Source organism: Burkholderia sp. Ac-20384, from assembly GCF_017104605.1.
GTDB lineage: Bacteria > Pseudomonadota > Gammaproteobacteria > Burkholderiales > Burkholderiaceae > Burkholderia > Burkholderia lata.
On record NZ_JAAGPE010000174.1, the window covers coordinates 1 to 21565 of the forward strand.

The window sequence follows — 21565 nt, forward strand, 5'->3', positions numbered from 1 at the left end:
TGTGGTGCTGGTTGGGTGTGCGGTTGGTGGGTGTGGTGCGTGGTGGGTGGTTGGTGGGGGATTGTTGTTTGTGGGGCTGTGGTCTGGGTTTGTGTTTTGTGTGTTGGGTTGTGGTGGGTGTGAGTCTGCTGGGTGTGAGTCTGCTGGGTGTGAGTCTGCTGGGTGTGAGTCTGCTGGGTGTGAGTCTCTGCTGGGTGTGATTGCTGCGTCGGTATGCTGCCTCGCAAGTAGACCGCCGCGCACCGGATCCCGGCGCAGTCGGGATGTGATCCCTCGTTACTCGCTGTCTATCGCTCGCGGTTTATGCGCATAAACGTAGCGTCCGGATAGCGTGGTGTGTCGACGTACGAGGGTTCAGTGGCACACCTCGACGCCGCATACCCTGCCAGGGCGTACCACTCACAACCCACGCTCAGAAGCACCGGCCGTCCCGTCAGGCGTTACGTAACGCGCAAGTCGCACCATCGTGCGCCCTGGCTTCCGCGGAGTTTATGCGCACAAACTCTCCGGCTCTCAGGCAAAGCTGCCCCATAGAACAAAAGGGCAGTGCACGCGTCCGCGCGGCAACTCTCTACTCACGCCGACGACGCCACACGCGATGCCATCGGGTTGCTCATCAACGTCTCAAGCATCCGCCACACCATCCAATCACGCCACCCACCATCGCTGGTTCGTTTATGCGCATAAACCGATAGCCCGAATGGCCAATGCGTAGTTGTCGAACGACAATTTCATTGAAATCCAAATATCGTCATGTAGAATTCCAACGACCAAAATAGGAGTGAAAATTGGCCGCGGAAATCATTGCAGTCACTCAACAAAAAGGTGGCGTCGGCAAAAGCACGATTGCCATGCACCTCGGTGCCGCGTTCCATGAAAAAGGGAAGCGCGTCCTCGTCATCGACGCAGACCGTCAAAACACACTGGTTCACTGGTCGAGCGCATCCGGCGACAGCGACACCGGCATTCCGTTTCCAGTCGTCAACCTCGCCGAAGCCGATGGCCAGATCCATCGCGAGATCAAGAAGTTCATCAACGACTACGACATCATCGTCGTGGACTGCCCGCCGTCGATCACCGAGAAGGTATCGGGCGTGGTCCTGTTGGCGGCATCGATTGCCGTGATCCCGACGTCGTCGTCGCCGGCCGATTACTGGTCGAGCGTCGGGCTGGTCAAGCTGATCCAGCAGGCGCAGGTCATGAACGAAGACCTCCGCGCCGTCTTCCTGCTGAACAAGACCGAAGAGAAGCGCATGCTGACCCGCGAGCTCAAGCGCGCGCTCGAGGAGCTCGGCTTCCCGTTGCTGAAAACGCAGATCCCGACCCGGGAGGCGTACAAGCAGGCAATGGCGCTCGGTCAGACCGTGCTGCAGATGAACGATCGTGGCGGCAAGCTGGCTGCCGCAGAAATTCGCGCATGCGCCGACGAAATCGTCGCCATGCTGCCCTGACTTTATGCGCACAAAGGAGTCACATGAAACCTTCCCAATTTGCCAAAGGATTCCAAGCGCGCCCGGATATCACGACGAGCGAGAAGCGCACGGCGCTCGATCGACTCAATGCGATCGACGGCATCGTCAAGTCCGAGACGCCCACTCCGGCGCCGACCAAATCCTCGAAGAAAGACATCGCGCCGCCGCCCGCTCCCGAGCTCACGCTTGATCCGTCGATCGATGAATCGGCGCAATATCGCGCGTGGCGTCTCGAGAACCGCTATGCGCCGGGGCAGGTGATCGAGCTGACGCTGAAGGCGATCAAGCATAGCCCGTTCAATCCGCGGCACTTCTATCTGAAGTCGTCGATTGCCGAACTCGCGGTCAACCTGGCGAAGCAAGGGCAGCAGCAGGCGATCCACGTGATTCCGGACTACGAGAACCCGGGCACGTATTTCGTCAGCGACGGCGGCCGCCGCGTGCGGGCACTGAAGGAAGCGAACAAGGAATCGGTCAAGGCGATCGTGATCGACGTGCCGATCGGCATCCAGAGCTACAAGCTCGGCTACGATCTCAACGTCCAGCGCGATTCGCAGACGGTGTTCGACAACGCCGTCGTGTGGCGCCGCTTCCTCGACGACAAGCATTTCCAGAGCCAGAAGGAGCTCTCCGAGCATCTCGGCCTCGACGAATCGACGGTGGCCGTCGCGCTGTCGATCGGCAAGCTGCCGGAAGCGATCATGCAGGAAATGGTCGCGCGCCCTGATCGCTTCGGTTCGAACATGGCGTATCAGGTCGGCCGTTATCACAACGCACGCGGCACCGAGGCCACGCTGCGGCTGATCAACAAGATCGTGTCGGACGATCTCAGCACGCGCCAGGTGTCGGACATCGTCAAGGGCCGCGTCGCGGCGCAGGAAACGCCGAAGGCCGCGGGCCGTCAGCGCTATGCGCAGCGTCTCGAGATCAAGCTCGGCGGCAAGTCGGTCGGCGACCTGAAGTCGTATGGCGAAGATCGCATCGAATTGCGCCTGCGCGGTCTCCCGAAGGACAAGCGCGACGCGATCCTCGAGCAGCTCGAGCGGATGCTGTTGTCGGAGTGATGGAAACGGCCGGCGGGGCCTGGTGAGGACGCCGGGCCCGCCAATCGAGGGCGGGGCCGGCGGCGGCCCGTCAGCGGGCCTGAGCGGGCCTCAGGCGGCCCGCGACTGGTTCAGCGTGAACGACAGCAGGTCGCCGTCCGTCGGCTCGCCCCAGGTCCTCTGGGCCAGCCAGTCGAAAAAGGCCGTCTCGGCCAGCTTGGAATCGAGGCCGCGCTTGCGCCAGTCATCGCGCAGATGCGTGCCCATCGTCGGCAGCGCCTCCGATTCGAACGACTCGCGCGCCACTTCGCGCTCCGCGTCGCCCTGCTCTTCGTACAGCACCTTCGCTTCCTTGCGGCGGAACGCCGCGAACTCGCTCAGCAGGCGAGCCTTCAGATCGTCCGGCTGGGCCGCGGCAATCTTCGGGGACGGCGTGCCGGCAGGCAGCGCGTCGACCGACTCGACCGGCGGCGCATAACCCTTCTTCAACGCATCCTTGAACAACGCCGGCGCGCTGCGCACCGGCGGCAACGTCGTGCTGCGCATCCGCTGCTCGGTCATCTGCAGCGCGGCACGAATGCGGTTCTCCTCACTATCCGCGTAGAGCGTCTGCGCTTCCTTCAGCGGGATCCCGAGCTTCACCATCCGGTCGACCAGCGTGCTGTCGAACACATTCGGGTGTTCGTCGAGCGCGAGCATCGGCTGCTTGCGTTCGGTCACGCGGAACTGGATCTCCGCGACCCGGCGCCCTTCACGGTGCTCGATCAGCTCGACGAAGATGTTGGTGACCGCATTGACTTCCGCGATCGCGGGACGCAGATAGTCGCGCTTGAAGTACTTGTACTCGCGCTTTGCCTCGTCGCCGGCTTCCGTATCGGGCGTGCCCGACAGGATCGGCCGCCACCACTCCCACGGCTCGCGCATCGTCAGGTGGCTCGGGTTCGTCAGGTAACGCACGCAGATTTCGTACAGCGCGAGACCGGCGCTGCTGCGCAGCTGGCTCTGGAACTGCAGGCTCAGGCGCGCATACTGCACCGGGTCGAGCAGCTTCTTCTTGATCTTCGGCGCGAACGAGAATTCGACCCACACGCGGCGGGTTGCCGGATCCTCGAGAATTTCCGCGTCGGCGATCAGCGTCGAGATCCCCCACTTGCGGCCCGGCTTCTGGCTCGACGTCCCCGTGCTCCATTCGACCTGCACCGACACCATGCGGCGCAGGTGTTCCTTCACCAGTGCGGTGTCGTTCGAATCGAAGGCGGAATTGGCAACGATGTCCGACAACAGCGCGCGATACGTATCGCCCGAGTCGTCGGCCTGCTGCGCTACGGCCAGCAGGACATTGAACAGCTTGCGAGTGAGGAGCGTGATCTTGCCGCTCTTCGGCTGAATTGCGATCGCCTCGACGGCCTTACGCAATTCGGCTGAACTGGCACTCACCACATCCACATCGGTTTTCTTGGCGCGCTTCGTCGTGGCCATACGTCGGGTCGGAGGAGAAGTTTTCCGGAAGGATAGCGCCTGCGGTGAAGTGCGTCCAGAACGACATGCTCACCATAGCGGGTGAAGCGCGCGTGCAAAACGGCACTCACCCCAGGTGCTCCCGAAAACCCTCACCGCTCCGGATTTGCAGCGTTCCGGACTCGTCCAGACGTGCTGCGGGATGCGCCGATTCACAGAATTTCACCTGTGCGCGACACGTGCGAAATGTGCTCCCGTATCGGCTCACCTTTCGATTTGTCGTAATTTTACGACTGCGCGGCTGTGCGTTCGGCACAGGGTTGCGATCCCACGTCGTCGCGCCTCCCGATCGGCCCCCATCGGCCTGTATGCATGTACAGGCGTGACTCACCGGGAGATCGGGACCGAGTCCGGTATCCCGAAAGACGCCTGCGAAACCGGTCTGCACGACCCGATTGGGCCTGCTTTGTCGGCCCGGGCGCGCATTGTACAGTGCACAAATCGTATCGGGTCCCGAAAATACTCACCTCGAGCACAGTATGTTCATTCGTCCGGATATCGACGAATGCCCGTCACGCACGGGATTCGCTACCCAAGCCTCCCGAAAACGCTCACCTTTCTGAAAAATCGCTGTGCCCCCACAGCCAAGGGAATGGCTCCCGAAAAGCCTCACCGTAACTGCCTCGGTATCAAAAATCCCAATGTCTTCCGATACTTATGCACATAAGGCATTTGGCTGTGCATCGCGGACATCCCCCGAAAAGCCTCACCTTTCGACGGAAATCCTTCATACGACAACCTCATGTCAGCCCCCGAAAAATCTCACCTGTGCCAAAAAGTGGCACAGCAAAAACGAGATTTCTTCCAGTCCTGGCGGGCTTTTCGTCGAATTCGGCCACTCACAGGTCCCGAAAAGCCTCACCTTTGACCATTTTTCAGGCAAATTCCATTCCCGAAAAGTCTCACCTGTCGCTGGAATCACAGTCTGTGATCTGGGCCCCGAAAAATCTCACCTCAGCGGATTCCGGGCAGGAAAACCCGGATTTCCCTCCCGAAAAACCTCACCTTTAGGGCTTCACAGGCCCCCAAGCGCGCTTTTGCTGTGCAAAATGGTGTCCGTTTCCCGGAAGTCCTCACACTAAATGCCCGCGGAGTCCCGTGAAACCTCACCTTTCAGAAAAACTGCCTAAAAGATGGTCAGAAACGGGGCGCAAAGAAGGTCCCGCAAATTCTCACCTATGTCTGCACAGGCAGAAAACTGTGCAGTCAGGCACAGCGCGGGTTCTGTGGCTGTGAGGCCCCGAAAAACCTCACCTTTGGGAAATCTCGTGTTTCACTGTGATCCTGAATCCCCTCACGACCTTTCCCGCAACGGCTCACGCAGCTCCCTGAACCCCATCACGTCAGCTCCCGCAGAAGATCACCTTGGCTCCCGTAAAACTTCACCTTGTCGGCCGGAAAGCCTTGCAGCATAAGGCTGTGCCGTGGCGTTAACGTTTTTAACTAAGGGTTCAAGGGTGTTTACTTCTAATACTCTCAAGACAATGGCTGACGAGTTTTCCACAGACACCCCAACCCCTGAACACCCACAGGCAATCGGATCCGTGGTCATGTGAAACAAATGCCCAAATTCGGGGTCTGCAGGAAAATGCTTGTGGGACAAGGACTTGGCAGACTTTCTTCGCTTTGTTTCACGGAATCCGAGACCACAGTCGTCCGGATTGGCTCACAGACCCGATTTCTGTGCACAACGACGTAAATTCACAACGTCGAGCCGAAACAAGTATCAATAGATACGTATTTCGTTATGATTGCCACACTTCAATGTCTGTGAGCACAGTGATGACCCTCGACGAAATCCGCCACGCCATTCGGGACGAACTGGAATCGCTGCGCGCGAACGGTGCACGACGACAGGAATTGTCGCTGCACGCGTGCAAGCGGTTGTTCTTCGATCTTGGCATCAGGCCGTCGGCTGCCAACGTCCGTGATCTCACCCAGACCGGCAGCGCCAGCGATATCCCCAAAGACATCGACCATTTCTGGGAGCGCATCCGTTCCGCCTCCAAGATCAGGCTCGACGGTGCCGCAATTCCGAAAGCTGTCGAGGAAAAGGCCGGTGCGTTGCTCGGCGCACTCTATGAAGAAGCGTTGAAAGCCGCGCGGGACAGTCTGGATGGCGATCGCGAGCAGGTTCGCGCAGGCGTTGCCGATGCCGAACAGCGGTTGCGCGACGCAACCGTCCGCCAGGAAACGCTCGAAGGCGCGCTCGCGCGTGGCGAAGCGAAAAACGAGCAACTGCAGGCTCGCGTGACCGAACTCGAGGTCCAGCTCGCGTCGCAAACGACGCACGGTTCGGCAAGCGAAGCAACGTTGCTCACCACAGTCGCCCGACTGGAGAAGGAACTGGTCGCGGCCGCCGGCCGCGTCGAAGCCGAGCAGACGCACAATGCGACGTTGCGCGACCGCATCGATACGCTACAGGCCGAACTGCAGCAGCGCACCGAGCACTACGCGCAGCAAATCAAGGACGCGGTGGCCGAAGCCGAACGCCGCGTCAAGCCGATGCTGGTCGAGCTGGATTCGTTGCGCAGCATGGCGTCGACCTATCAGAGCGGTTTGCGCGACGTACAGCGCAAGGAATTCGATTTCCTGCAGCAACTGAGTTCGGCCAAGGCGCGTGCCGACCGGCTCGAAGAACAGTTGCGCAGCCAGGGCGATGAACTTGAACGCGCGACGCGCGATGTGAGCTCGTTGCGCGCGAGCCGCGGCATGAATCCGGAAATCGCCGCGCTGATCCGCCGCCTGGCCGATGCCGGGCAACTGGATCCGGAGGCGTTTGCCGCGATCGGCACCTCGCTGGATCAGGAGATTCCGGTGCCGGCCCATTGTCCGCATTGCGACGGTGAGCCGGAACTGTCACATAGCGAAGAAGGTTTCGAAGTGGCCTGCCCCGAGTGCGAGCACGCGTCGGGCGCATGGCCGTCCCGGTTCGAAGCTGTCGCGCGCTTTGCGCACACGTGACGCCAGGATCGGCGACACCGCACAGGTGAGACGATCCGGGGCGCTTGAGGTGAGGTTTTTCGGGAGCTGTGAAACGGTGAGGCTGCGCCACACAAGGCTGCTCACGGATCGCTTCGCGTGAGCAGCCAATTCGTGATCAGTGAGTTTCGTCGCTATCGGACGCGTCACCGTTGCTGTCGGCCAAACCGTCACGCCAGTTCTTCCATGCGCGATGCAGCCGGTTCGACGAGATCGGCCGCATGAAGCCCAGCCATTTGCCGACCCGTTCGGGCGGCACGTCGTGTTCGAACAGTTCAGCCGCATAGGTATTGCGCAGCGTTTGCGGGCTCGCGCGCGCGGTGCGCGACGACGTGAGCCCGGCGGATTCGACGATCGCGTCGATCGCGCGCAGCATTGTCGCCTTGTGCATCGGCCGCCCGGCATGGGATGCCGGGAACACGAGTTCCCCCGGAATGTCCTGGCGCTTGCGCTCGGTGAGCCAGGCTTCCAGCAGGGCGATAGCGAACGAGGCGAGGTGGGTTTCGCGTGCGAAATCCGGATGCGTCGACTCGATCTGCAGCGACGTTCCACTCGTATTGATGCAACTAATCGTAAGTGCGCGAGCTTCGCCGGTTTTAATGCCGGCACCCAGAAACGCAGCGACGAGCGCGCGATCGCGCCGCTCTTTCCAGTAGGCTGAACCGGATACGCCGATCGGCGAAAACAGGTACGCGAGCAATGCCGCGCGCTCGGCGGGCGCGAGGAAACCGGTCGGTTCGTTGTCGCGGGCCTTACGCCAGTTCGCTTCGCCATCCTGAGCAATGAACCGGGCCGGGTTGGTCGACGCGTATTCGGTGCGACGGATGTGGTCGAGCACGCGCTCGATCAGCCGCAAATAGCGCATTCGCTGGGTTTTCCGGATCGGCAGCTCCCCGACGAAATTCGCGATGGTTGCGGTATCGACCGTGGCCAGGTTCTTCTGGTGTGCGCGCATCCATGTGAGAAACGCGCCCCACTGCGCGCGGTAGACGTCGGCCGACGAGCGGCGATAGTCCTGCATGGCGAGCCATGCATCGAAGGCGGCTTCTGGCGAGACGATCCAGTCGGATGCGCCGCGGTCGAACAGATCTGTTTCTTCCGGGCGTGCGGGGGTGTCGGGAGAGGCGGGAAGAGACATGTGATTTATTCCGTTAGTTGCGTATATGGTAGCCCTTTCCGCAACGTCTCGGGCAGCAAGAGGCTGGACAAGCCCGCCATACGCGGCGGCCCGGGCTGGGGGTCAGTCACCCCATGCCTTGGACGGGCGGTGAACGCGCGCGGGCGGCGCCGTGTCGTTCGACGCGGTTGACGCTGCTTCATAGGCGAGAACCGCGAACGAAAAAACGGCGGGCAGCGCATTCGAGCGCCCGAAGTCGATTGGATCGTCCGTTTCGGGAAACGTCATGTCCAACTGCCGTTCGAACAATTGACGCATGCCGGCCTCGTGCCGGCTGGCAAAGCCGAGATCGGCGAGTGCCTCGGCCTCGATGGCGTGCAGCAGGCGCCATGTCAGCGGGACGCGCTGGTGGATGTAGCGCCCGGCGATATGCCGGACGATCAGCTCGAGGTCGTGCGCGGCAGTCTTGAAGCTGAGCGCGGCCAAATCTTGTTCTTCTGTCATTGCAGGCTCCTGTCGACCGGGCGGGCGCCTCGGTGCGCCGGCTCCGGCCCATGCATGGCGGAATGTCCGTATACTGTACAAACATACAGTGTTTTCCGCAACTGGCCTGCAATGGATCCTTTGGCCCTTTGGCCAGCTATCCGCGCCGTCAGCGATGTATCACGATGAGCAGTGCCCGCGCCTCGGCCTTGCCGGGATTGCGGATTGCGTGCGGCTCATCGGCCGGGTAGCGCGCGGTGTCGCCCACCTTCAGGCGCCGGCTGGCTGCGGCGGCTTCGATTTCCATCGCGCCCTGCAGCACGGTGAGGTGCTCGCGCGTGCCGGGCTCGTGGGCGTTCGATATCAGTGCGCCGCCGCCGGGCAGCGTCAGCTCGTACCACTCGAACTTGCCGGCGAGGTCGATCGGGCCCCACACGCGCAACTGGTAGCGACCGTCATGGCCGGCGAGCGTCGGGATGTCGTGCGGGCCGTCCACGCGAATCGTCTCGGCTGCCTTCGGCTGCGAGAACAGCTCGTCGAGCGTGATGCCGAGCGCGTTCGTCAGCCGCCACGCCACGGCGATCGTCGGGTTGGCCTTGTCGCGTTCGATCTCGGAGAGCATCGATTTCGATACGCCGGCCGCGCGCGACAGGTCGTCGAGTGTCAGCTTGCGTTCGTTGCGCAGCCGCTGGATCTGCTCGCCGACACGCGGCGGCGTTGCGGCCGGCGGTTGCGGTGCGGCGCTGGCAGGTGTGCGCCGCGAACCGGAGGAACTTGCCATTTGGATTCCGTTCGCTTAGAGTTGTTCGATATTTCGAATTCTAGTTCGGAATATCGGATAAATGCGGTCAACCGAACGACCGACTATAACAGTAGCAGGCCGTTGCGCCGCCGCCACGAGTGGCGCGTTGCGGAATGCGAAACCCTGTCAGGAGCTTTGCGATGCGTGATGCCTTTCTCGCCCAGGTGCGCGGGACGCTGGACCAGATCCGCGCGGACGGTTTTTACAAGACCGAGCGCGAGATCGCGAGTCCCCAGGCGGCGGACGTGCGGCTCGCCGGTGGTGCCGGCGTGCTCAATTTCTGCGCGAACAACTATCTGGGTCTGGCGAACGATTCGCGCCTGATCGACGCGGCGAAGGCCGGCCTCGACCAGGACGGCTTCGGCATGGCATCGGTGCGCTTCATCTGCGGCACGCAAACCGTGCATAAGCAACTGGAAAGCGCGCTGGCCGCGTTTCTCGGCACCGAGGACAGCATCCTCTATTCGAGCTGCTTCGACGCGAACGGCGGGCTGTTCGAGACGCTGCTCGACGAGAACGACGCGGTGATCAGCGACGAGCTGAACCACGCGAGCATCATCGACGGCGTTCGCCTCTGCAAGGCGAAGCGCTTCCGCTACAAAAACAACGACCTGGCCGACCTCGAGGCGAAGCTCAAGGAAGCCGACGCAGCGGGCGCGCGCCACAAGCTGATCGCGACCGACGGCGTATTCTCGATGGACGGCATCATCGCCGATCTCAAAGGCATCTGCGATCTCGCCGATCGTTACGGCGCGATCGTGATGGTCGACGATTCGCACGCGGTCGGCTTCATCGGCACGCACGGCCGCGGCACGCCCGAGCATTGCGGCGTCGAAGGCCGCGTCGACATCATCACGGGCACGCTCGGCAAGGCGCTCGGCGGCGCATCGGGCGGCTATGTCGCCGCGCGTCGCGAGGTCGTCGAACTGCTGCGCCAGCGCTCGCGCCCGTATCTGTTCTCGAACACGCTCACGCCGAGCATCGCCGCGGCATCGCTGAAGGTGCTGGAGCTGCTCGGCAGCGAAGAAGGTGCGAAGCTGCGCGAGCGCGTGCGCGAAAACGGCGCGCGGTTCCGCAAGCAGATGACCGAAGCCGGCTTCACGCTCGTGCCGGGTGCGCATCCGATCATTCCGGTGATGCTCGGCGACGCGCAGCTGGCGACGAACATGGCCGACAAGCTGCTCGACGAAGGTGTCTACGTGATCGGCTTCTCGTTCCCCGTCGTGCCGCGCGGTCGCGCGCGCATCCGTACGCAGATGAGCGCCGCGCATACGCCCGAGCAGATCGACCAGACGGTCGCCGCGTTCGTGCGCGTCGGCAAGTCGCTCGGCATCATTTGACGGAGGCGCGATCATGAAAGCACTGGCAAAGCTCGAACGCGGCCCCGGCCTCACGCTCACGCGCGTGAAGCGTCCTGAAGTCGGCCACAACGACGTGCTGATCAAGATCCGCCGCACGGCGATCTGCGGCACCGACATCCATATCTGGAAGTGGGACGACTGGGCGCAGAAGACGATTCCCGTGCCGATGCACGTCGGTCACGAATACGTCGGCGAGATCGTCGAGATGGGGCAGGAAGTGCGCGGCTTCGCGATCGGCGATCGCGTGTCCGGCGAAGGCCACATCACATGCGGTTTCTGCCGCAACTGTCGCGCGGGGCGCCGGCATCTGTGCCGCAACACGGTCGGCGTCGGCGTGAACCGCGAAGGCGCGTTCGCCGAGTATCTGGCGATTCCTGCGTTCAACGCGTTCAAGATTCCGCCGGAGATCTCCGACGATCTCGCGTCGATCTTTGATCCGTTCGGCAACGCGACGCACACGGCGCTGTCGTTCAACCTCGTCGGCGAAGACGTGCTGATCACCGGCGCGGGCCCGATCGGCATCATGGCCGTCGCGATCGCGAAACACGTCGGCGCGCGCAACGTCGTCATCACCGACATCAACGATTACCGGCTCGAACTCGCGCGCAAGATGGGCGCGACGCGCGCGGTCAACGTCGCGCGCGAGTCGCTGCGCGACGTGATGTCCGACCTGCACATGACCGAAGGCTTCGACGTCGGCCTCGAAATGTCCGGCGTGCCGAGCGCGTTCACGAGCATGCTCGAGGCGATGAACCACGGCGGCAAGGTCGCGTTGCTCGGCATTCCGCCCGCGCAGACGGCGATCGACTGGAACCAGGTGATCTTCAAGGGGCTCGAGATCAAGGGCATCTACGGCCGCGAGATGTTCGAGACCTGGTACAAGATGGTCGCGATGCTGCAGAGCGGCCTCGACCTGTCGCCGATCATCACGCATCGCTTTGCGGCTGACGATTACGAGAAGGGATTCGCCGCGATGTTGTCGGGTGAAAGCGGCAAGGTGATTCTCGACTGGACGGCCTGAGTGCCGAAGGGGCGGTGCGGCGTGTTTGCCGCCTGCCCCGTTTTTGTTTTACGTCTGCGTTTTCGAGTCGAAGCACGCGAATCCGGGCTCAAGGTGAGATTATTCGGGAGCTGTGTTTGCGCGCCGAATCGCGATGCGATCGCACATCGGTGACCTGCAATCGCACGTTCACTTCACCTGTCGTCAGCCGCCTCGCTTCCCGCCATCACGCCGTTCGGCACCTGCTCCCCCTCTTCCGGGCACTTCCCTCGTGGCTTGCCGCGTGATCGTTCGCGACGCACCCATGCGATGCGTGTCGAACCGCGCCATCAACCGTGAGCCTTCACGTGTCGTTGCGACTCACTCATGCGCGATGCGATCGACGTCAATGGACATCGATCGGTGCGCAGACCGCTACTTGATCCGTTCACCATTCAACCCTCGCGGGTCGAGCTGAAGACTCAACACGACGAGCCAGCGCTTCGGGCACTGCGGCGCGATGTCGGCCGGCTCGCCATGCGCGCCGGGAACGGTGACGAACCCGTGTCGGGCCGCGTGTTGATAGGCGCGCAACGCATCCGCCTGCAGCCAGAAGCTGACGAGCGCGCACGTGACGAAGCGGAACAGCAGCACCGTCGCGGCATCCGGCGCGAAGCCGGTCATGACCAGCAGGCCTTCGAACGCGAACGCCAGCGCCTGGGCAACCGCGATCGTGAGAATCGTCAGCTTCAACACACCGCGCAGTCGCCGCGCCGCGCGCACGCGTGCCTGCCGGATGTCGAGCCGGGTGTGATCGTCTCCGCCATCGCGCTTCGGCATATCGTGTTTCATGAAGCGGCACCGACTTGGCGCGTGACGTCGAACTGCATCGTGTCGCCGGCAACGATGCGACCGTTCGCGACGCCGACGGCTTTGCACAGGATCGTGCTGTCGTAGTTGTGTCCCGGAAAGCGCATCACGTCGACCGGTTGAAATCCTTCGCGGCGATAGAACTCGATGAGCCGGATCGCCGCATACGGTGCGTCGAGTGCGAGGTGCGTCGAGCCGCGCGCAGCGGCCCGCCGTTGCGCGAACGCGAGCAGCGAACGGCCGATGCCGCGATCCTGCCAGACGGGATCGACGGCCAGTTGGCCGAGCGTCGCCACGTGCCGGCTGCGGTACGGATCGCAGCGCGAATCGGGATCGTGCGAACGCATCGTCATCGTCGCGACCAGGTGTGCATTGCCGAGCGCGACGAAGCACTCGCCGGTGAGCACGCGTTCGCGTGTCGCCGAGGCCGGCTGATCGACGCCCGGGCAGTTGAAGCCCAATGCGCCGAGCGGCGCGAACGCGCGATGCAGCAGCGCGGTCAACGTGTCGTACGAATCGTTGCGCGGGTCGAAGCGCCGTACGACGACGCGGCCGTCGAGCCGCTTCGCATAAGCCGCATAGGCGCGCGCGGGGCGCGCGGATTCCGGTCGCTGCATGATGTCCTTTCGCCCAGACAGGGTGACCGAAGTGTAGTGAGCGTCGCGCGTCCGCTTCAAGAAAAAATGTCGTAAACGCGCCGGACCGCGTCGCGTGGCCCGGCCGCGATTCAGCCCTCTCGCCGACAGGGCTTTTCCATGCGGGTGTTGACGGTGGAGAACGATCGTTCTACCGTAAACCCATGAACACACCTCACGACTCCTCCGGCGAACCGGGCGTTCGCGACCGGCTGCTCGATGCAGCCGAAGCGCTGATCTATTCGGGCGGCATCCACGCAACCGGCGTCGATGCGATCGTCAAACGATCCGGCGCGGCCCGAAAGAGCTTTTATTCGCATTTCGAATCGAAAGAGGCGCTGGTCGTGGCTGCGCTCGAACGTCGCGACGAGCGCTGGATGCGCTGGTTCGTCGATGCAACGCTGGCGCGCGGCAAGGCGCCGCGCGTGCAGTTGCTCGGCATGTTCGACGTGCTGCGCGACTGGTTCGGGCAGCACGACTTCCACGGCTGTGCGTTCCTGAACGCATCGGGTGAGATTCCCGACGCGGATGACCCCGTGCGCGTCGTCGCGCGTGAGCACAAGGCACGCCTGCTGGCATTCGTACGCGAGCGGTTCGATGCGTATGCCGACGAAACCGGCATCGAGCGCCGCGGGCTCGCGCGCCTGGCGCGCCAGTGGCTCGTGCTGATCGACGGCGCAATCGGTGTGGCGCTCGTCAGCGGTGATGCAAACGCTGCGCGCGATGCGCGCGCAACGGCCGAACTGCTGCTCGACGCGGTGTCCCGCTAGTCGAAGCAGCGAATCCGAACCGGCCGCGATTGTCCGTGGCCAGAACCTGAACAGGAGCAATCCATGTCCGCATCCCCCGAAGTCCGTCCGCCCGTTCCGCCCTTCACGCTTGAAACGGCACGCCAGAAGGTGCGCGCCGCCGAGGACGGGTGGAACACGCGCGACCCGCAGCGCGTGTCGCTCGCCTATACGCAGCAAAGCCAATGGCGCAACCGTGCGGAATTCGTGACCGGCCGCGACGAGATCGTCGGGCTGCTGCAGCGCAAGTGGACGCGCGAGCTCGACTACCGGCTGATCAAGGAGCTGTGGGCGTTCGACGGCAATCGCATCGCGGTGCGCTTCGCATACGAATGGCATGACGACGCCGGCAACTGGTTCCGTTCGTACGGCAACGAAAACTGGGAGTTCGACGAAAACGGCCTGATGGCACATCGTCACGCGAGCATCAACGACTTGCCGATTCGCGAGCAGGATCGTCTCTATCACTGGCCGCTTGGCCGTCGTCCGGACGATCATCCGGGGCTGTCCGACCTCGGGCTGTGACGCCCGCGTCGACTCGACGGATCGACGAACATGTCACCGGGCTTCAACGGTGAGGAAATTCGGGAGTCGATGCGTCGAAGGTGAGATTTTTCGGGACGAGGTGAAATGTCGCGTCGGACTGTGTGCCGTGAGCCGTTCGACGGGGCATCGTGCCGGGCAACGCGGACCGGCCCGTACAACACATCGGCATCGCGTGATGCCCGGGCGGGCATGCAACGGTGTGCTTCACCGCCTGATGCATCTCACCGATCGCACAGGGCTGAGAGTGGATTGGCGATCGGTGTGCACGCGCGCGGTGTGCAACTCACCGATCGGGTCGACGTCGAAGACGGATAGCGCGAGCCGTGCGCGTTGCGGTGTGACGTTGCTCACCGCTCAACTTCATCAGACAGGCATCGGCATTCACACGAGTGCGCAAACACATTACGTGTTGCTCACCGCTCACCGCACACCGCTCACCGCACACCGCTCACCGCACACCGCACACCGCTCACCGCACGCGGATTCGTGCCACCACTACCCGGCGCGTACGAACGCGCCGGGCGTGATCATCAGCCTGCGATTCGCGCGGCGATCGCCTCACCCACTTCCTGCGTCCCCGCGTTGCCGCCGAGATCGCGCGTATGCGGCCCCGTGCGCAGCACGTCCTCGATCGCGGCGACGATTGCATCATGCGCTTCGCGTTCGCGGCCCGCGCCGTTGCCGAGGAAGTCGAGCATCAAGGCCGCGGACCAGATCATCGCGACCGGATTCGCGATGAATTGCCCCGCGATGTCGGGCGCGGAGCCGTGCACGGGTTCGAACAGCGACGGAAACGTGCGGTCGGGGTTCAGGTTCGCCGACGGCGCGATGCCGATCGTGCCCGTACAGGCCGGCCCGAGATCCGACAGGATGTCGCCGAACAGGTTAGACGCGACGACGACGTCGAAGCGGTCCGGCTGCAGCACGAAACGCGCACACAGGATGTCGATGTGCTGCTTGTCGACGGCGATGTCGGGATAGCGTTCGGCCATCTCGGCCGCACGCGCGTCCCACCACGGCATGCTGATCGCGATGCCGTTGCTCTTCGTCGCGACGGTGAGGCGCTTCGCGCGCCGCTGCGCGAGGTCGAACGCGAATTTCAGCACGCGTTCGGTGCCGTGACGCGTGAAGATCGACTGCTGCATCACGATCTCGCGCTCGGTGCCTTCGAACATCGTGCCGCCGACCGACGAATATTCGCCCTCGGTGTTCTCGCGCACGATCATGAAGTCGATGTCGCCCGCGCGGCGGCCGGCGAGCGGCGACGGCACGCCGTCGAACAGGCGCGCGGGCCGCAGGTTGATGTACTGGTCGAATTCGCGGCGGAATTTCAGCAGCGAGCCCCACAGCGAAATGTGATCGGGCACCGTCGCGGGCCAGCCGACCGCGCCGAACAGGATCGCGTCCATGCCCGACAGTTGCGCCTTCCAGTCGTCCGGCATCATCTTGCCGTGCTGCGCGTAGTAGTCACAGCTTGCCCAGTCGATCCGGACGAAGTCGAAGCGGACGCCGAAGCGCGCGGTCACGGCATCGAGTGCGCGCAGGCCCTCGGGCATCACTTCACGGCCGATTCCGTCGCCGGGGATCACGGCAATCTTGTAGGTCCTGTCGGTCATGCAAAGCTCCTTGGCGGGTAGGCCGGCCGCGGGGAGAGGCAGCGGCACGTCACGCCATTCTATTTATTTCCATCCGGATTAAAATCGCACGAAAGGTTAATCGACTTTCCACGAATCGTGAACAAATCGCCGAATCTCGACGACCTGCGCGTGTTCAGCCTGGTCGTCCGCCTGACCAGCTTCAGCGCGGCCGCGGAGCAGCTCGCGGTATCGCCCGCCTATGTCAGCAAGCGCATCGCGTTGCTCGAGGCGCAGCTCGGCACGCGGCTGCTGCATCGTTCGACGCGCCGCGTGACGGTCACGGAAGCCGGCGAGCGCGTGTACGCGCGCGCCGAGAAGATCCTCGACGACGTCGATCATCTCGTCGAGGACGTATCGACCACGCGCACGGTACCGCGCGGCACGCTGCGCATTTCGAGCAGCTTCGGCTTCGGCCGGCACATCGTCGCGCCGGCCCTGCTCGACTTCACCGCGCGCTTTCCGCAGCTGAATGTGCGGCTCGATCTGTTCGACCGGCTCGTCGATGTCGCGGGCGAAGGCTACGACCTCGACGTGCGCATCGGCGACGAGATCGCCGATCACCTGATCGCGCGCCGCCTCGCCGCGAACTACCGCGTGCTGTGTGCATCGCCCGACTATCTCGCACGGCGCGGCACGCCGCGTTCGCTCGCGGATCTCGCGTCGCACGACTGTCTGGCCATCAAGGAGCGCGATCACCCGTTCGGTGTCTGGCGGCTGAACGTGCGCGGCGAAACGGCAACGGTGAAGGTCGGCGGCGCGTTGTCGACGAACCATGGAGAAGTGGCGGTGCAGTGGGCACTGGCCGGGCGCGGAATCGTGTTGCGCTCGATCTGGGAAGCCGCGCCGCTGATCGAACGCGGCGCACTGTGTCGCGTGCTGCCGGACGCCATCCAGCCCGCGAACATCTGGGCTGTGTATCCCGAGCGCGTCGCGGCGTCGGCGAAAGTGCGCGTGTGCGTGGATTTTCTGGTGGAGACGCTGGCCGGTTTGAATGTCGCGGCGCGTGACGAAACGGCCTGAAACCGGCTAAAGGTGAGCTTTTACGGGGGGCTGTGCGGAACGTCGGCAGGCACCTGTTTCCGGCTCGCAATCGCGTCGCGAGCCGGTAGCGTCCACCTCGCATCGACGCATTCGCGGCCGCGGTGAGCAGGGCCGGCCGACGATGGCGCTCGCACGCGCCTTATGCCGCTTTCGCCACGTCTGCCGCACCGAGCATCAGGTCGAGATTCTGTACGGCCGCGCCCGATGCCCCTTTGCCGAGATTGTCGAACACGGCCGACAGCAGCACCTGGCCGTGCTCGGCATTGACGAACACGCCGAGCTGCAGGTCGTTGGTGCCGTTCAGCGCTTGCGGATCGAGATGCGTGATCGCTTGCGTGTCCGCGAGCGGCGTGACGTGGACGTGACGCGCGTCGGCGTAATGGTGCGCGAGACACGCATGCAGCTGCTCACCGGTCACACCGGCAGGAAGCAGGCGAAGCTCGATCGGTACGGTGAGCACGATGCCTTGCCGATAGGCACCGTAGGCCGGCACGAACATCGGGCGATTCGTCAGACCGGCATGCAGCTGGATTTCGGGCACATGCTTGTGCGCGAGTGCGAGCCCGTAGACCTGTAGCGGTTTCGCTTGCGAAGCGTCGCCCGACTCGAATGCGTCGACGGCGGCCCGTCCGCCGCCGGAGTATCCGGAGACGGCATGGATGCTCACCGGGTAGTCGCGCGGCAGCAGGCCGGCCTGTTGCAGGGGGCGCAGCAGCGCGATCGCGCCGGTCGGGTAGCAGCCCGGATTGGTGACACGCCGCGCGTGCGCAATCGTCTGCGCGTGCCCGTTCGCCATCTCGGGAAAGCCGTAGACCCAATCCGGCTGCGTGCGATGGGCCGAACTCGCGTCGATCACGCGTACCGCCGGATTCCGGATGAAGCCGACCGCTTCGCGCGCGGCCGGGTCGGGCAGGCACAGGATCGCGATGTCGGCTGCGTTGATCGCTTCGGCGCGCCGCACGGGATCCTTGCGCTCGGCGTCCGGCAGCGTGACGAGCTGCAGGTCGATACGCCCGCGCAGGCGTTCGTGGATCAGCAATCCGGTCGTGCCTTGATCGCCGTCGATGTAGACAGTGGGCTGGCTCATGGTAGTCGCGTTCCTTCGGTTCGGTCGTCGGGAAAGTCGTATCGTCCGCCGAACGCCTAGAATAGGAAAAGTTGAATTTACTGACTGCCAGATTCAGTTTTCTTGAACGAGAGGTGGGGAATGCGCGAGATCAGCCTGGACCGCCTGCGCACGCTGGTCGCCATCGCGGACCACGGGTCCTTTGTCGCGGCGGCGCAATGGCTTCATCTCGCGCCGCCGACCGTCAGTCTTCACATTGCCGAACTGGAAAGCCGCATCGGCGCACCGTTGCTGTCCCGCACGCGCGGCAACGTGCGGCCGTCGCCCATCGGCGAAGTGCTGGTGGAACGGGCGCGGCGTCTGCTGGCCGAGGTCGAATCCACGCTGGACGATGTGCAGCGGCAAGTGCAGGGGTTGACCGGGCGCGTACGCCTCGGCGCATCGACCGGCGCGATCGCGCACCTGCTGCCGCAGGCGGTGGCCCGGTTGCGCGAGCAGCATCCGGACATCGATGTCCAGATCGCGGTGCTTACGTCGCACGACACGCTGGCGCGCATTGCGCAGGGCACGCTCGATATCGGACTGGTGGCGCTGCCGCAGACGGCGGTCGCGGGATTGTCGATCCGCGCGTGGCGGCGCGATCCGGTGATGGCGTTTCTGCCGGCGGACTGGCCGCTCCCGGCGCGCGTCACGCCCGGCTATCTGGCTGCCCGCCCGCTGATACTCAACGATGCGACCACGCGCCTGTCGCGGCTCACGACGGAATGGTTCGCGCTCGGCGGCCACCGGCCGGAACCACGGATCGAACTCAACTACAACGATGCGATCAAGAGCCTGGTCGCTGCGGGTTACGGCGCGACGCTGCTGCCGCACGAGGCGGGTGCCCCGCTATCCGACGCACGCATCGTCATGCGGGCGTTGCGCCCGGCGTTGTGGCGGGAACTGGGTATCGCGCATCGGGCGGGGGCGGTCGAACGTGCGACACAGCACGTGCTCGATGCGTTGTGGGCGCTGAAGGCGCGATAGCGCGCCGGCATGCGGGAACGGCATTGCGGCTGTTCGTTCGTGCCGGCCGCATCTGCATCCACGGCATGACGCCTTAAAGCCGGTTGTCCTTCGCGAGCGTCAGCACGCGCGCCCAGCGTTGTGCATCGCGCTTGTCCATCATCGGCAGCTTCCACTCGCCGCGCACGGCATCGCGCACGTGCACGACGAGATGCCAGCGGCCGCCGATCGGCGCGGCCTGACAGCCGTCGAGTTGCGACAGCGTATAGCGGCCGTCCGCGCCGTCGTGCGACAGCCAAAGCAGCCCCTGCGTCGCGGATACACGCAGCTCGCCCCACGCGCGATGCACGACGTGGGTCCAGCCTTCTTCCTTCGTATTCGGTGCGATGTCGCGGCGGCGCTTGATCCACCACGCGATCAGCGCGATCAGGATCGCGGCGGCGAGCACGGCGGCCGCGATGGCAACCGGCTGGCCGAACTGCGCGGCGATGACGTGAAACAGGTGAACCGCGCCCCATCCGAGAGCGATGAGCGCGAAGAGTGCGATGAAGATCGGCATGGCGAATCGGGAAAGAAGACGGACCGGCGCATGCATCGCGCCGATCCGTCGCACACGGCATTACCGTTTGCGGTGAATGTCGTGCGTCACGAAGCCCGAGTCGTTGTTGGGCAGCGCGAGGCCGTCCTTGACTGCGAGCGTCTTGCGGATGTCGTCGAGACCCGCGGACCAGTGGTCGCGCATCGTCGACAGACCGAACTGATAGTCCTTGTAGTGATGCTCGTACGCCTTCTGCTGATAGATCAGGTGCTGGATGTTGTACTTCTTGCTGCACGACATCGCATCGGCCTCGACGCACCACGGATCCGCCTTGCGCTGCTCTTCCGGCACCTGGTCGAGCACGTGGCGCAGCACGTTGCGGTAGCGCTGTTCGCGCTGCAGCGTGTCGGTGACGAAACGCGTGCGGCTCGAATACTGCACGTCCTTCGTGCGCTCGGCGACGTCGGCCATCGAGCGCGGCAGCGGCCCGCGCGCGCTCCACAGATCGACCTGGAACGCGAGCGTGTCGCGGCGCGGCCGGGCGCGGAGCACTTCCATCAGCGGCGTATTCGACACCACACCGCCGTCCCAGTAGTACTCGCCGTCGATCTCGACCGGCGGGAACGCGGGCGGCAGCGCGCCGGACGCCATGAAATGCTCGGGCGCGAGGCGGGTGCGCGTGTTGTCGAAGTACACGAAGTTGCCGGTGCCGACGTTGACCGCGCCGACCGACACGCGCGTCTCGCCCGAGTTGATCCGGTCGAAATCGCACAGCTTCAGCAGCGTCGCGCGCAGTTGCGACGTGTCGTACCAGCTGATCTTCTCCGGATGATCGGATACGCCCGGTACCGGCGGCGGAAAGCGCGGCACGAAGAAGCCCTGCTGGCCCTGCATCATCGCGCTCGCGGCCTGCGACGCGGTGAAGAACGTGCGGATCTGGTCGATGCTGTTGAACAGCGCGAATTCGAATGCGGCCGGAACCGTCGGGAAGAACGCCGGCTTGCAGATCGTTTCCCAGAACTCGCGCAGCCGCTCGACACGATGCTCGGGCGCATTGCCCGCGATCAGCGCGGTGTTGAGCGCACCGATCGAGATGCCCGCGATCCAGTCGAGCGGAATGCCTGCCTCGTGCAGCCCTTCGAACACGCCGGCCTGGTACGCGCCGAGCGCACCGCCGCCTTGCAGCACGAGCGCGATCGTCTCGTACGGCAGCGTGCGCGCGGCGGCCGGTGCGCCGACCTCGTGATGCAGGTCTGCCGCATCGACGGCCTGTTTTTCTGTTCGGGCGTGCGGTTTCATCAGTTCTCCGAGATATCCCGCCATTCATGGCGGAGACGGATGGCGCGACGTCGACGGACGGCACGCCATCGTGAGTAGTGAGAATAGGCGGTGATGCGGGAATCGCCTCCCTTCAGGGAGGCGGGGACGTTACTGCATGAACCAGCCGTGGCTGACGATGAACGACTGGCCCGTGAGCGCAGCGCTCGGGAAGGCCGACAGGAACAGCACCGTCTGCGCGACGTCCTGGACGGTCGTGAACACGCCGTCGACCGTATTGCCGAGCATCACCTTCTTCACCACTTCCTCTTCGCTGATGCCGAGCTCCTTCGCCTGCTCCGGAATCTGCTTGTCGACCAGCGGCGTGCGCACGAAGCCCGGACACACGACGTGCGAGCGCACGT

19 protein-coding genes and 1 pseudogene are annotated in these 21565 nt (G+C 64.0%); 9 read left to right on the top strand and 11 right to left on the bottom strand.

What is annotated here, in order from left to right:
* Positions 1–788: 788 nt before the first annotated feature.
* Positions 789–1451, top strand: a complete 663-nt coding sequence (gene parA / locus G3O00_RS26660; RefSeq protein WP_011353621.1) for a ParA family partition ATPase — start codon at positions 789–791, stop codon at positions 1449–1451.
* 23 nt (positions 1452–1474) lie between these two features.
* On the top strand, positions 1475–2536 hold the full coding sequence (locus G3O00_RS26665; protein ID WP_206144810.1) for a ParB/RepB/Spo0J family partition protein: 1062 nt from the start codon (positions 1475–1477) through the stop codon (positions 2534–2536).
* A gap of 90 nt (positions 2537–2626) precedes the next feature.
* Here the strand turns inward: G3O00_RS26665 and G3O00_RS26670 are convergent, their stop codons facing one another.
* Complete coding sequence (locus G3O00_RS26670; RefSeq protein ID WP_011353619.1) at positions 2627–3994, bottom strand: replication initiation protein; 1368 nt, start codon at positions 3992–3994, stop codon at positions 2627–2629.
* Positions 3995–5815: 1821 nt separating this feature from the next.
* On the opposite strand from G3O00_RS26670, the gene G3O00_RS26675 reads away from it, so the two are divergent.
* Positions 5816–6997 carry a DNA-binding protein gene (locus G3O00_RS26675; protein WP_206144821.1) on the top strand — a complete coding sequence of 394 codons (1182 nt, stop codon included), beginning with the start codon at positions 5816–5818 and terminating at the stop codon, positions 6995–6997.
* Positions 6998–7133: 136 nt separating this feature from the next.
* On the opposite strand, the gene G3O00_RS26680 is transcribed toward G3O00_RS26675, so the two are convergent.
* The 3 genes from G3O00_RS26680 to G3O00_RS26690 all read right to left on the bottom strand — a co-directional run bounded on the left by G3O00_RS26680 (position 7134) and on the right by G3O00_RS26690 (position 9396).
* The gene (locus G3O00_RS26680; protein ID WP_011353617.1) at positions 7134–8153 is read right to left on the bottom strand and encodes a tyrosine-type recombinase/integrase; all 1020 of its coding nucleotides are present in this window, start codon (positions 8151–8153) and stop codon (positions 7134–7136) included.
* Positions 8154–8255: 102 nt separating this feature from the next.
* Positions 8256–8636 (bottom strand): DUF2471 family protein, encoded by a 381-nt coding sequence (locus G3O00_RS26685; protein WP_206144811.1) that lies wholly within the window; start codon positions 8634–8636, stop codon positions 8256–8258.
* A 148-nt stretch (positions 8637–8784) separates the two neighbouring features.
* Positions 8785–9396 (bottom strand): XRE family transcriptional regulator, encoded by a 612-nt coding sequence (locus G3O00_RS26690; protein WP_011356767.1) that lies wholly within the window; start codon positions 9394–9396, stop codon positions 8785–8787.
* Between the two features lie 161 nt (positions 9397–9557).
* Between G3O00_RS26690 and G3O00_RS26695 the strand changes: the two genes are divergently transcribed.
* Positions 9558–10757, top strand: coding sequence for a glycine C-acetyltransferase (locus tag G3O00_RS26695; RefSeq protein WP_206144812.1), 1200 nt, complete (start codon positions 9558–9560; stop codon positions 10755–10757).
* Positions 10758–10770: 13 nt separating this feature from the next.
* Complete coding sequence (tdh, locus tag G3O00_RS26700) at positions 10771–11799, top strand: L-threonine 3-dehydrogenase (RefSeq protein ID WP_011356765.1); 1029 nt, start codon at positions 10771–10773, stop codon at positions 11797–11799.
* 393 nt (positions 11800–12192) lie between these two features.
* Here tdh and G3O00_RS26705 read toward each other — a convergent pair whose 3' ends face one another.
* Together G3O00_RS26705 and G3O00_RS26710 are read right to left on the bottom strand one after the other, a co-directional pair.
* Positions 12193–12609, bottom strand: a complete 417-nt coding sequence (locus G3O00_RS26705) for a hypothetical protein (protein ID WP_174929721.1) — start codon at positions 12607–12609, stop codon at positions 12193–12195.
* Positions 12606–13244, bottom strand: a complete 639-nt coding sequence (locus G3O00_RS26710; protein ID WP_206144813.1) for a GNAT family N-acetyltransferase — start codon at positions 13242–13244, stop codon at positions 12606–12608. The genes G3O00_RS26705 and G3O00_RS26710 overlap by 4 nt, the downstream gene beginning before the upstream one ends.
* A gap of 182 nt (positions 13245–13426) precedes the next feature.
* Between G3O00_RS26710 and G3O00_RS26715 the strand changes: the two genes are divergently transcribed.
* Complete coding sequence (locus tag G3O00_RS26715; protein WP_206144814.1) at positions 13427–14032, top strand: TetR/AcrR family transcriptional regulator; 606 nt, start codon at positions 13427–13429, stop codon at positions 14030–14032.
* Between the two features lie 63 nt (positions 14033–14095).
* Positions 14096–14575 carry a nuclear transport factor 2 family protein gene (locus G3O00_RS26720; RefSeq protein ID WP_206144815.1) on the top strand — a complete coding sequence of 160 codons (480 nt, stop codon included), beginning with the start codon at positions 14096–14098 and terminating at the stop codon, positions 14573–14575.
* A gap of 551 nt (positions 14576–15126) precedes the next feature.
* Here G3O00_RS26720 and G3O00_RS26725 read toward each other — a convergent pair.
* Positions 15127–16212 (bottom strand): tartrate dehydrogenase, encoded by a 1086-nt coding sequence (locus G3O00_RS26725; RefSeq protein WP_206144816.1) that lies wholly within the window; start codon positions 16210–16212, stop codon positions 15127–15129.
* A gap of 117 nt (positions 16213–16329) precedes the next feature.
* Here G3O00_RS26725 and G3O00_RS26730 point away from each other — a divergent pair, with 117 nt between their 5' ends.
* Positions 16330–17253 carry a LysR substrate-binding domain-containing protein gene (locus tag G3O00_RS26730; protein ID WP_174929725.1) on the top strand — a complete coding sequence of 308 codons (924 nt, stop codon included), beginning with the start codon at positions 16330–16332 and terminating at the stop codon, positions 17251–17253.
* Between the two features lie 160 nt (positions 17254–17413).
* Here the strand turns inward: G3O00_RS26730 and argC are convergent, their stop codons facing one another.
* Positions 17414–18361, bottom strand: coding sequence for an N-acetyl-gamma-glutamyl-phosphate reductase (gene argC, locus G3O00_RS26735; protein ID WP_206144817.1), 948 nt, complete (start codon positions 18359–18361; stop codon positions 17414–17416).
* 120 nt (positions 18362–18481) lie between these two features.
* Between argC and G3O00_RS26740 the strand changes: the two genes are divergently transcribed.
* On the top strand, positions 18482–19366 hold the full coding sequence (locus tag G3O00_RS26740; protein ID WP_206144818.1) for a LysR family transcriptional regulator: 885 nt from the start codon (positions 18482–18484) through the stop codon (positions 19364–19366).
* Positions 19367–19439: 73 nt separating this feature from the next.
* Here G3O00_RS26740 and G3O00_RS26745 read toward each other — a convergent pair whose 3' ends face one another.
* The 3 genes and pseudogenes from G3O00_RS26745 to G3O00_RS26755 all read right to left on the bottom strand — a co-directional run.
* Positions 19440–19904, bottom strand: a complete 465-nt coding sequence (locus G3O00_RS26745) for a hypothetical protein (protein WP_206144819.1) — start codon at positions 19902–19904, stop codon at positions 19440–19442.
* A gap of 60 nt (positions 19905–19964) precedes the next feature.
* Positions 19965–21182: a patatin-like phospholipase family protein gene (locus tag G3O00_RS26750; RefSeq protein WP_011356755.1), complete on the bottom strand. Its 1218-nt coding sequence runs from the start codon at positions 21180–21182 to the stop codon at positions 19965–19967.
* A gap of 129 nt (positions 21183–21311) precedes the next feature.
* Positions 21312–21565, bottom strand: a pseudogene (locus tag G3O00_RS26755) (SDR family oxidoreductase); the annotation flags it as partial.

What these genes read in the sequence shown, in the direction of transcription:
- G3O00_RS26665 (WP_206144810.1), top strand. Translation starts at nt 1,475, where the DNA reads ATGAAACCTTCCCAATTTGCCAAAGGATTCCAAGCGCGCCCGGATATC.
- G3O00_RS26670 (WP_011353619.1), bottom strand. Translation starts at nt 3,994, where the DNA reads ATGGCCACGACGAAGCGCGCCAAGAAAACCGATGTGGATGTGGTGAGT.
- G3O00_RS26675 (WP_206144821.1), top strand. Translation starts at nt 5,816, where the DNA reads ATGACCCTCGACGAAATCCGCCACGCCATTCGGGACGAACTGGAATCG.
- G3O00_RS26680 (WP_011353617.1), bottom strand. Translation starts at nt 8,153, where the DNA reads ATGTCTCTTCCCGCCTCTCCCGACACCCCCGCACGCCCGGAAGAAACA.
- G3O00_RS26685 (WP_206144811.1), bottom strand. Translation starts at nt 8,636, where the DNA reads ATGACAGAAGAACAAGATTTGGCCGCGCTCAGCTTCAAGACTGCCGCG.
- G3O00_RS26690 (WP_011356767.1), bottom strand. Translation starts at nt 9,396, where the DNA reads ATGGCAAGTTCCTCCGGTTCGCGGCGCACACCTGCCAGCGCCGCACCG.
- G3O00_RS26695 (WP_206144812.1), top strand. Translation starts at nt 9,558, where the DNA reads ATGCGTGATGCCTTTCTCGCCCAGGTGCGCGGGACGCTGGACCAGATC.
- tdh (WP_011356765.1), top strand. Translation starts at nt 10,771, where the DNA reads ATGAAAGCACTGGCAAAGCTCGAACGCGGCCCCGGCCTCACGCTCACG.
- G3O00_RS26705 (WP_174929721.1), bottom strand. Translation starts at nt 12,609, where the DNA reads ATGAAACACGATATGCCGAAGCGCGATGGCGGAGACGATCACACCCGG.
- G3O00_RS26710 (WP_206144813.1), bottom strand. Translation starts at nt 13,244, where the DNA reads ATGCAGCGACCGGAATCCGCGCGCCCCGCGCGCGCCTATGCGGCTTAT.
- G3O00_RS26715 (WP_206144814.1), top strand. Translation starts at nt 13,427, where the DNA reads ATGAACACACCTCACGACTCCTCCGGCGAACCGGGCGTTCGCGACCGG.
- G3O00_RS26720 (WP_206144815.1), top strand. Translation starts at nt 14,096, where the DNA reads ATGTCCGCATCCCCCGAAGTCCGTCCGCCCGTTCCGCCCTTCACGCTT.
- G3O00_RS26725 (WP_206144816.1), bottom strand. Translation starts at nt 16,212, where the DNA reads ATGACCGACAGGACCTACAAGATTGCCGTGATCCCCGGCGACGGAATC.
- argC (WP_206144817.1), bottom strand. Translation starts at nt 18,361, where the DNA reads ATGAGCCAGCCCACTGTCTACATCGACGGCGATCAAGGCACGACCGGA.
- G3O00_RS26740 (WP_206144818.1), top strand. Translation starts at nt 18,482, where the DNA reads ATGCGCGAGATCAGCCTGGACCGCCTGCGCACGCTGGTCGCCATCGCG.
- G3O00_RS26745 (WP_206144819.1), bottom strand. Translation starts at nt 19,904, where the DNA reads ATGCCGATCTTCATCGCACTCTTCGCGCTCATCGCTCTCGGATGGGGC.
- G3O00_RS26750 (WP_011356755.1), bottom strand. Translation starts at nt 21,182, where the DNA reads ATGAAACCGCACGCCCGAACAGAAAAACAGGCCGTCGATGCGGCAGAC.